This is a genomic window from Micromonospora globispora, from assembly GCF_003857015.1.
In the GTDB taxonomy this organism is placed as follows: Bacteria; Actinomycetota; Actinomycetes; order Mycobacteriales; family Micromonosporaceae; genus Micromonospora; species Micromonospora globispora.
The window spans coordinates 1-9,391 of the sequence record NZ_QGGF01000353.1; the positions used below are offsets into that span (position 1 = coordinate 1).

Sequence of the window (9,391 nt, forward strand, 5' to 3'; positions counted from 1 at the left end):
AGCTCGGCCGCGGCGGCCGAGCTGGTGGTGGCCGAGGCGGCCCGCCGGGTCGACGAGGCCCCCGGCGACGCGGAGACCAACCGCTGGGTGTGGCGGGCCAAGCTGCTCGCCGGCACGACGGCGGCCGAGGTGGCGGCGTCCATGCTGGAGGCGGCCGGCACCTCGGCCACCCGCCGCGGGCATCCGCTCGAACGGCTCTACCGGGACGCCCGATGCGGCTCGCTGCACCCGGCGACCTCTGACGTCTGCGCGGACTGGCTGGGGATCGCGGCGCTCGGCGGCGACCCGGACCGCGACGGCTCGGCCCCTCGTTGGTGACGACGTGGGGATCGTTAGCGAGAGGTGGGGGACATGGCGGTGCCGGTGATCGCGGGGCTGGGTACGGCGCAACCGCCGGGCGCCGCGCAGGACGAGCTATGGGAGGGCTTCTTCTCGAAGCACTTCTCCGGCACCACCCGCGCGCTGGCCGAGCGGATCTTCGCCAACTCCGGGGTGTCCCGCCGGCAGGCGGCCGTCAACCCGCTGTTGGAGGATGTCTCGGACTGGCCGACCGAGCGGCGGATGCGGCGCTACCAGGTCGAGGCGCTGCCGCTGGGCAAGGAGGCGGTGGGCCGGGCGCTCACCGCGGCCGGGCTGGACGCGAGTGACGTCGGGCTCTTCATCGTCTGCTCCTGCACCGGGTACGCGACCCCGGGGCTGGACATCCTGCTCGCCCGGGACCTCGGCATGGCACCGGGCACGCAGCGGATGTTCGTCGGTCACATGGGCTGCTACGCGGCCCTGCCGGGGCTCGGCGCGGCCAGCGACTTCGTCACCGCCCGGGGCCGGCCGGCCCTGCTGCTCTGCGCCGAGCTGACCAGCCTGCACATCCAGCCGGCCGGCGCCCGGGTGGACACCCAGCAGATCGTCTCGCACGCGCTCTTCTCGGACGCCGCGGTCGCCGCCGTGGTCGTCCCCGGTGGCCGCGGGTACGCGCTGCGCGAGGTCACCTCGCTCACCGACACCTCGACCGCCGACCACATGACCTGGGACGTCACCGACACCGGCTTCCGGATGGGGCTGTCGCCGAAGGTGCCGCAGGTGCTCAGTCACCACGTCCGGGGGCTCGTCGACGACCTGCTGGCCCAGCACGGGAGGACGGTCTCCGAGGTGGACGGCTGGGCGGTCCACCCGGGCGGGCCACGGATCCTCAACGTGGTCGAACGGGAACTGGCGCTGCCGCCGGAGGCGCTGGCGGCGTCCCGGGCCACGCTGAACGCGCACGGCAACTGCTCCTCCCCGACGGTGCTGCTGATCCTGGACCGGCTGTGCCGGGCGGCGGCGCCGCCGGAGCGCGTCGTGATGCTGGCCTTCGGACCGGGCCTGACCCTCTACGCCGCTCTGCTCGAAAGAGCCGGCTGACCGCCCTGGTGGCGGGCGGGTGGTGGTGGCGGGAGGCCACGCCCGCGACCGGGCCGGTGGCCGCGCCGGTCTGTTCGGCGTCGCCCACGCTGGCACCGGCGGACCGCCGCTCGGTCAGGCCGCGATACGCGCCAGGTCGCCGCGGTACTCCTCGACGCTGCCCAGCTCCGGTACCACCCGGACCAGGGTGCCCTCCCGGTTCACGAGCAGCGCGGTCGCCCGGTCGGGGCGGGCGGGCAGGTGGAGGTAGGCCCGTAGCCCGCCGGCCGGGTCGGCGAGGGCGCGGACCGGTGCTCCGGTCGGCGACGAGGCTGCGGGGCTCACCTCGCGGCCACCGGCGACGGTGACCACGGTGACCCCCGGTGGCGCGGTGGCGGCCGCCTCGGCCACCTGCTCGGGGCAGACGCAGGTATCGACCAGGATGATCATGGCGGGGAGCAGGCCGCGCAGCGGTACGGGGGAGTCGTCGGCGCCGACCAGGTCCAGCGCCGGCAGCGGCCGGTCGGTGACCAGGGTCGGCGTCGGGTACGGCACCACGGGGGGGTTGCTGCCGGAGCGGGGCGGCCGCGGCCAGGTGACCGCCGCCAGCCCGGCGAGGGTGGTGAGCACCGACACCAGCAGGATCAGCACCGGCAGACCGAGCGGCGGCCGGCCCCCGGGCCCGGGGACCAGGCCCAGCCGGCGGCGCCAGCGCCGGGTGGCGGCCCGCCGGCGCAGCTCGCGCCGGAGCTGGCGAGCCTCCTCGGCCAGCGCCGAGGCGTCGTCGGGTACGACCACCCGACCCCACTCCGGTGGCAGGTCGGGCAGCCCGTCCGGTGGCCCGTGGCCCTCTGCGTCAGGCATGCCCATCGGACCCCCAGGAACCGTCTCGGTGAGCGGACGTACGTCCACCCCAAGCGTCGCTCACCCGTCGGCGTACCGCTACACCTGAGCGCATTCGGGATCGGCGAGATACCATAGGAGGAGCGCATTGCCCTAGATCTCGACGCTCCGATCACCCGTACCGGGTTGTCATCCGTTGGTCACGGAGCGTGTCGAAACCATCGGTTTGACTGCCTGTCAAGCTGAAGAAATACCTCTCACAGGGCCCCTGAGCTGCGCCAACGGTCAGGACAGCGGTGAGACATCGGTGCCTGAGCGTGTTACCCTAGACACAGCGAAAGGGGTTTCGAACCTATGGTTTTCAGTGTCGGCGAGACCGTTGTTTACCCCCACCACGGGGCCGCACTCATCGAGGCAATCGAGACTCGGGTCATCAAGGGCGAGCCTAAGCAGTACCTCGTCCTGAGGGTCGCGCAGGGTGACCTGACGGTCCGGGTGCCCGCTGAGAACGCCGAGATCGTGGGTGTGCGCGAGGTGGTCGGCGAAGAGGGCCTGGGCAAGGTCTTCGACGTGCTCCGTGCACCGCACACCGAGGAGCCGACCAACTGGTCGCGGCGTTACAAGGCGAATCTGGAGAAGCTGGCCTCCGGCAACCCGCTGAAGGTCGCCGAGGTCGTTCGCGACCTGTGGCGTCGGGAGCGGGAGCGGGGTCTGTCCGCGGGCGAGAAGCGCATGCTCGCCAAGGCCCGCGACATTCTCGTCGGCGAGGTCGCGCTGGCCGAGAAGAGCACCAAGGACGAGGCGGAGTCGCTGCTCGACAAGGTGCTGGGCGAGGCCTAGTTCCCACAGCATCGTCGTACCCACCCGGTAGCAAAGAAATCCGAGGACCGCGACGTGACCGCGCAGCTCAATCCGCGCGGTGACGTCGCGGTCCTTGTTCCTGCGGCCGGCGCCGGCGTACGCCTCGGCCCCGGCGCCCCCAAGGCGCTCCGGCCGCTCGCCGGCGAGGCGCTGCTGGTGCACGCGGTACGCCGGATCGCCGCCGCGCCCTCGGTGCACACCATCGTGGTGGCCGCCCCGGTCGCCGACGTCGAGTCGGTCCGGGCCATGCTGGCGCCGGTGGCCCCGGTGACCGTGGTGCCCGGCGGCGCGGAGCGGCAGGCTTCGGTGGCCGCCGCGCTGGCGGCCGTCCCCGCCGGCCCGGAGATCGTCCTGGTGCACGACGCGGCCCGGGCGCTCACCCCGCCGGAGCTGGTCGAGTCGGTCGCCGGGGCGGTCCGCTCCGGGCACGATGCGGTGATCCCAGTCCTTCCGGTGGTCGACACGATCAAGGAGGTCGACGCCGGTGAGCGGGTCCTCGGCACGGTGGACCGTTCCGCCCTGCGGGCGGTGCAGACCCCGCAGGGCTTCCGCCGCACCGTGCTGGCCGCTGCGCACGCCGCGGCCGGGGATCCGCTGACCGACGACGCCGGCCTGGTCGAGAAGCAGGGCGTCCCGGTGGTCTGTGTGGCCGGGTCGGAACTCGCTCTGAAGATCACCCGCCCGTTCGACCTGGCCCTCGCCGAGCGCCTGCTGGCGGCCGGGGCCTGACGCGTACCCTCGGGCGCATGATCGTTCCTCGGGTGGCCATCGGCACCGACGTGCACGCCTTCGAGGCCGGCCGGCCCTGCTGGGTCGCCGGCCTGCACTGGCCGGGCCAGGACGGCCTGGCCGGGCACTCCGACGCGGACGTCGCGGCGCACGCCGCCTGCAACGCGCTGCTCTCCGCGGCGGGGCTGGGCGACCTGGGCGCCAACTTCGGGGTCGACCAGCCGGAGTGGGCCGGCGCGCCGGGGGTGGCGCTGCTCACCGAGAGCGCCCGCCGGGTGCGGGCGGCCGGCTTCCGGATCGGCAACGTCTCGGTCCAGGTGATCGGCAACCGGCCCAAGATCGGGCCGCGCCGGGAGGAGGCGCAGCGGGTGCTCTCCGAGGCGGTGGGCGCCCCGGTCATCGTCTCCGCCGCCACCACCGACGGCCTCGGGTTCACCGGCCGCGGGGAGGGACTGGCCGGGATCGCGGTCGCCCTGGTGTACGAGGCACCGACCCCCTGAGCGGCCGTCGTCGACGGGTCCTGGCCAGCGCCCCGCCAGGACCCGGTACAGCGATCAGGGGCGGCGCGCCCAGGTCCAGGCGTAGCCGGAGTCCTCACACTGCGACGCCGCGTCGCAGAGGTCCAACGGCCGGAACGTGTCGACCATGACGGCCAGCTCGTCGAAGAAGTCCACCCCGATCGAGCGCTCCGCAGCACCTGGCTGGGGGCCGTGGGTGAAGCCGGACGGGTGCAGCGAGATCGAGCCCTGCTCGATGCCCGAGCCGCGCCGGGCCTCGTAGTTGCCGCCGGTGTAGAAGAGCATCTCGTCGGAGTCGACGTTGTGGTGGTTGTACGGGACCGGGATGGCGTCCGGGTGGTAGTCCACCTTGCGCGGCACGAACGAACAGATGACGAAGTTCGGGCCCTGGAAGGTCTGGTGCACGGGCGGGGGCTGGTGGATCCGGCCGGTGATCGGCTCGAAGTCGTGGATGGAGAACGCCCACGGGTACATGTGCCCGTCCCAGCCGACCACGTCGAACGGGTGGTTGGCGTAGACGTACTTCGTCCAGCCGCGACGGTGGCGAACCAGCACCTCCACGTCGGTCTCGTCGACCACCAGCGGCGTGTCCGGTCCCCGGACGTCTCGCTCGCAGTACGGCGCGTGCTCCAGGAACTGGCCGCGGACCGAGAGGTAGCGCTTGGGCGGGCCGACGTGTCCGGCCGCCTCGATGGCGAGCAGCCGGGTCGGCTCTTCGCCGGTCGGCACCAGCCGGTGGATGGTCGAGGTGGGGATGATGACGTAGTCGCCGGCGACCGCGTCCAGCACGCCGAAGGGCGACTCCACCCGCAGCGAGCCGGATTCCAGGTAGAGGCAGTGGTCGCCGGTGGCGTCCCGGAACAGCGGGGACGGCCGGTCGGCGAGCACGTACGCGATCCGCACGTCATCGTTGGCGAGCAGGTACTGCCGGCCGAGCACCGGGTCGGCGCCGGTGCCGTCGAGCTTGTGGGTCCGCAGGTGGCGCGGCTTGAGCGGCAGGTTCGGCACCCGGGTGAAAGCGGGCGGGGTGAACTCGTCGGCGGCGACGATCGCGGTCGGGGCGTACCGGTGGTAGAGCAGGGACGAGTCGGACGAGAAGCCCTCCTGGCCCACCAGCTCCTCCGCGTAGAGGCTGCCGTCGGGCTGGCGGAACTGGGTGTGGCGCTTGCGGGGCACCTCGCCGACGCTACGGTAGTAGGGCATCTCGCCTCCCGTTATGTCCCGTTCTCCGGCCGGTGACGTCCGATAATCGGACGCTGTTGTCCGTTCCTTGTAGCGTCCCGTAAATTCTTGTCTCGTGTCAACGCAGGTGCCTCGCCTCTTCGCCGGCCTCGTCGACGACGCCGCCGTCTTTCCGCCCGGCAACGCCGCGGTGCCGGACGCGGTGGTCGCCCACCGCCGGCACCGCAGCGCCTGGTACGCCGACCTGGTCGGCCCGCTGCTCCTGCCCGCCTCCGTGGTGACCGCCGGCGAACTCAGCGGGCTGGTCGACCCCGCCGAGGGCTTCGTGATCGGCCTGATCGGCGACACCGGCATCGAGGGCCTGCCGGTCGCGCTTTCGTTCCTGCCGCCGGACGGCGTCACCGCCCGCCAGATCGAAGTACCGGTCGCCAAGCGCGGCGAGGACCCGCAACCGGGGCTGGCCGAGCTGATCAAGCTCGCCGAGGGGCTGGGCGGGACCCCGGTCTACGCCGAGGTCCCGCTGACCTTCGGGCTGATGGCCGCGCTGGACACCCTCGCCGACACGCGAGCCGGCGGGCTGCCGATCGCCGCGAAGTTCCGCACCGGTGGGCTGGCCGCCGAGCTCTTTCCGACCCCGGTCGAGCTGGCCGCGGTGATCTGCGCCTGCCGGGACCGGGAGCTGCCGTTCAAGCTCACCGCCGGGCTGCACCACGCGATCCGGCACCGCGACCCCGAGACCGGCTTCACCCACCATGGCTTCGCCAACGTGCTCGCCGCTACGCTGGCCGCCGCCGAGGGTGCCGAGGTGGACGTGGTGGCCGAGCTGCTCGCCGCGACCGACCCGCTGCGGGTGGTCGAGCGGGCCCGGGCGCATCGCGACGCGGAGCGTCCCCTCTGGATCGGGTACGGCTCGTGCAGCATTGAGGAACCACTGACCGATCTGATCCGGCTGGGGCTGGTGAACGGGGGATTTGAGGCATGAGCGAGCGCAGCAAGCGAATCAGCAGGTTCAGTGCGGTGGTGCCTCATGGCGGCACTGCTCACAGTCCGATCCCCGGCCGAGGTCGCGGCGACCGTGCTGCACAGACCGACGCGGCCGGGGCTCGGACCGTTCGGCGAAGTGGGGTGCCGGCATGAGCTGGGTGACTGGGGCCGACGGTTCGCCGTACGGGGTGACCAACCTGCCGTACGGGGTGTTCCGCCGCGGCGGGCAGGAGCCGCGGATCGGCGTACGGATCGGGGACTTCGTGCTGGACCTGGCCGGCGCGGAGGCCGCCGACCTGGTGCTGGCCGCCGGGGCGCTCGGCCGGCCCACGCTGAACGACTTCATGGCGCTCGGCCGTCCGCAGTGGACGGCCGTTCGGCAGCGGGTCACCGAACTGCTCACCGACAGCGCCCACCGGTCGGCGGTGGAGCCGCTGCTGGTCCCGCTCCGCGAGGTGGAGCTGCTGCTCCCGTTCGACGTGGCGGACTACGTCGACTTCTACTCGTCGGAGCACCACGCCGGCAACGTCGGGCAGATCTTCCGCCCGGGCCAGCCGGCGCTGCTGCCGAACTGGAAGCACGTCCCGATCGGCTACCACGGCCGGGCCGGCACGGTGGTCGTCTCCGGCACCCCGGTCGTCCGCCCCTGCGGGCAGCGGGCCACCCCGCAGGGCCCGACCACCGGCGCCTCCGTCCGGCTCGACATCGAGGCCGAGGTCGGCTTCGTGGTGGGCGTGCCGAGCCAGCTCGGCAGCCGGGTGTCGGTGGCCGACTTCGCCGACCACGTCTTCGGCGTGGTACTGGTCAACGACTGGTCGGCCCGGGACATCCAGGCGTGGGAGTACCAACCCCTCGGCCCGTTCCTGGGCAAGTCCTTCGCCACCTCGGTCTCGGCCTGGGTGACCCCGCTGGACGCGCTGGCCGACGCCTTCGTGCCCGCCCCCGACCAGGACCCGCCGGTGCAGCCCTACCTGCACGACACCCCGCACGTCGGGCTCGACCTCACCCTGGCGGTCGAGTGGAACGGTGAGCGGGTCAGCGAGCCGCCCTTCGCCACCATGTACTGGACGCCGGCCCAGCAGCTCGCCCACCTGACCGTCAATGGCGCCTCGCTGCGGACCGGCGACCTCTACGCCTCGGGCACCGTGTCCGGCCCGGAGCGCAGCCAGGTCGGCTCGTTCCTGGAGCTGACCTGGGGCGGCGCCGAGGCCGTCAAGTTCGCCGGCGGCGAGACCCGCACCTTCCTGGAGGACGGCGACACGGTCACCATCACCGCCACCGCCCCCGGCCCGGACGGCACCACGATCGCTCTCGGCGAGGTCACCGGGACCATCCTGCCCGCCCGCTGAGCCCCGCCCTTCCGGCACCGGGTGCCCCGTTCCGGGCCCCGGTGGCGGAAATGTCGGCGCAGGCTCCCCGTTTGTCGCTCACGCGCCGTACCGTGGACGACACGGGAGGTGCCATGTCGACGGTGACGGTAAGCGAGTTCATCGAAGCGCAGGACGTCGACGTCTGGCGGCTCCTCACCGATCTCTCCGGCCGCGCCGGGTGGCTCTCCACCGTCGGCGCCGTGGACGTGCTCACCACCGGCGACTTCGGCCCCGGTACCGCGTGGCGGGAGATGCGGGTCCGGCCGGACGGCGACGAGCAGCCGGAGGATTTCCTCGTCGTCGAGGCCGTCGCCCCGGAGCGGCTGGTGCTCAGCTCGTCGGGGGCCGGCGTCGACTATCGGATCACCTGGACGCTGCGCACCGTCGAGCGCCGAGGCCGGGGCTGCACGGCGGTCACCGTCGAGCAGGAGGCGGTGCCGACCGCCGCGTACGGCAAGGTGCTGGCCCTGATCCTCGGCGGGCTCGCCGCCCGGGCGGTCGAGGGAGCCCTCCGGCGCGACCTCGCCGACCTGGCCGTCGCCGCCGCCCCCAGCACCTCCGCGGAAGCCGCCTGAGCCCGACGCCGCCAGTCCGTCCGACGCGGCGAGCAGGACCAGCGCGACTTCCACCTCGCCCCCGACGACCTCACAGGGGCGCGGAGGTCCCCGCTGGGTAGGGTGCCGGGTCGGAGGTGCGGCATGGGATTGCCCGAGGGGCGGCGGCGGATCCTGACGGCGGTCGTGGCGGTGCTCGCCGTCGGGGCGGCCGCCCTCGTCGTTTACCGGGTGCTCGCTCCCGCCGAGGTCAGGACCGTCGCCCGGGCCGGGTACCCCCCGGTGGCCACCCCGCCGCTCGGCGTCATCGGCCGGCTGCCCGTGGCTCCGCTGATCGTGGACGGCCGGCTCCGGGTCTACGCCGGCACCCGCCAGGTGTACGCCGACCAGCCGGTCGACGACCGGCACCGGGTCACCCCGTTCTGGTCGTACCGCCGCTGGCCGGCGAAGCTCGACGGCGTGCTGGCCAGCGGCACCACCGTGGTCAGCCGTTGGTCCGACGGGACGCTCGTGGCGCTGGACGCCCGGACCGGGCGGGTCGCCTGGCGCGCGGACGGGCCGGAGCCGGGGCCCGTGCCGAAGCCCCGCCGCACCGGAGCCGCGACCGTCTGGGACCCCCGAGGACTGCACCTCGCCCGCACCCCGAACGGGCGGACGGTGCTGGTCACCTCCGGCGAGCGCCAGGCGGGCGGGTACGACCTCACCGACGGGCGGCAGCTCTGGCGCGCCGACCTGCCGGGCGGCTGCCGGACCGACGTGGCGACCACGGCGACCGGCGAGCTGGTCACGGTCGACGCCTGCACCGGGCCGGCGACGGTCGAGTTTCGGGACGCGGCGACCGGCTCGGTACGCAGCCGCTGGCGCCCGCCCGGCGGACCGGACGCGCTGGTGGTGACCCCGGTTGGCTGCCTGGGCCCGCGCTCGGAGTGCCGGGGGCTGCGGACCGCCGGCCCGGGCGACGGGGCCGGCC

11 protein-coding genes are annotated in these 9,391 nt (G+C 73.7%); 9 read left to right on the forward strand and 2 right to left on the reverse strand.

Annotation, left to right across the window (positions count from 1 at the left end):
* On the forward strand, positions 1-318 hold a 318-nt coding region (locus DKL51_RS17420), incomplete at its 5' end, for an acyl-CoA dehydrogenase family protein (protein WP_148097810.1).
* Positions 319-351: 33 nt separating this feature from the next.
* Positions 352-1,401 carry a type III polyketide synthase gene (locus DKL51_RS17425; RefSeq protein ID WP_109945751.1) on the forward strand — a complete coding sequence of 350 codons (1,050 nt, stop codon included), beginning with the start codon at positions 352-354 and terminating at the stop codon, positions 1,399-1,401.
* 114 nt (positions 1,402-1,515) lie between these two features.
* Here DKL51_RS17425 and DKL51_RS17430 read toward each other — a convergent pair whose 3' ends face one another.
* Positions 1,516-2,250 (reverse strand): hypothetical protein, encoded by a 735-nt coding sequence (locus DKL51_RS17430; RefSeq protein WP_109945750.1) that lies wholly within the window; start codon positions 2,248-2,250, stop codon positions 1,516-1,518.
* A 327-nt stretch (positions 2,251-2,577) separates the two neighbouring features.
* Here DKL51_RS17430 and DKL51_RS17435 point away from each other — a divergent pair, with 327 nt between their 5' ends.
* From DKL51_RS17435 to ispF, 3 genes are read left to right on the forward strand one after another with little or no spacing between them, the layout of a single operon-like run.
* A complete protein-coding gene (locus tag DKL51_RS17435; RefSeq protein WP_089012187.1) occupies positions 2,578-3,063 on the forward strand; it encodes a CarD family transcriptional regulator in 486 nt (161 codons plus the stop codon).
* A gap of 54 nt (positions 3,064-3,117) precedes the next feature.
* Entirely contained in the window at positions 3,118-3,813 is a 696-nt protein-coding gene (gene ispD / locus DKL51_RS17440) for a 2-C-methyl-D-erythritol 4-phosphate cytidylyltransferase (protein WP_109945749.1), read from the forward strand.
* 17 nt (positions 3,814-3,830) lie between these two features.
* Entirely contained in the window at positions 3,831-4,313 is a 483-nt protein-coding gene (ispF, locus tag DKL51_RS17445; protein WP_109945748.1) for a 2-C-methyl-D-erythritol 2,4-cyclodiphosphate synthase, read from the forward strand.
* A gap of 54 nt (positions 4,314-4,367) precedes the next feature.
* On the opposite strand, the gene DKL51_RS17450 is transcribed toward ispF, so the two are convergent.
* Positions 4,368-5,534 carry a homogentisate 1,2-dioxygenase gene (locus DKL51_RS17450; protein WP_109945747.1) on the reverse strand — a complete coding sequence of 389 codons (1,167 nt, stop codon included), beginning with the start codon at positions 5,532-5,534 and terminating at the stop codon, positions 4,368-4,370.
* Positions 5,535-5,628: 94 nt separating this feature from the next.
* Here DKL51_RS17450 and DKL51_RS17455 point away from each other — a divergent pair, with 94 nt between their 5' ends.
* The 4 genes from DKL51_RS17455 to DKL51_RS17470 form a co-directional block, all read left to right on the forward strand.
* A complete protein-coding gene (locus DKL51_RS17455) occupies positions 5,629-6,495 on the forward strand; it encodes a hypothetical protein (protein ID WP_165823167.1) in 867 nt (288 codons plus the stop codon).
* A gap of 151 nt (positions 6,496-6,646) precedes the next feature.
* Positions 6,647-7,846, forward strand: coding sequence for a fumarylacetoacetase (gene fahA, locus DKL51_RS17460; protein WP_109945745.1), 1,200 nt, complete (start codon positions 6,647-6,649; stop codon positions 7,844-7,846).
* A 113-nt stretch (positions 7,847-7,959) separates the two neighbouring features.
* Positions 7,960-8,442 (forward strand): SRPBCC family protein, encoded by a 483-nt coding sequence (locus DKL51_RS17465; protein ID WP_109945744.1) that lies wholly within the window; start codon positions 7,960-7,962, stop codon positions 8,440-8,442.
* A gap of 123 nt (positions 8,443-8,565) precedes the next feature.
* A partial coding sequence (locus DKL51_RS17470; protein ID WP_148097811.1) for an outer membrane protein assembly factor BamB family protein occupies positions 8,566-9,391 on the forward strand: 826 nt, incomplete at its 3' end.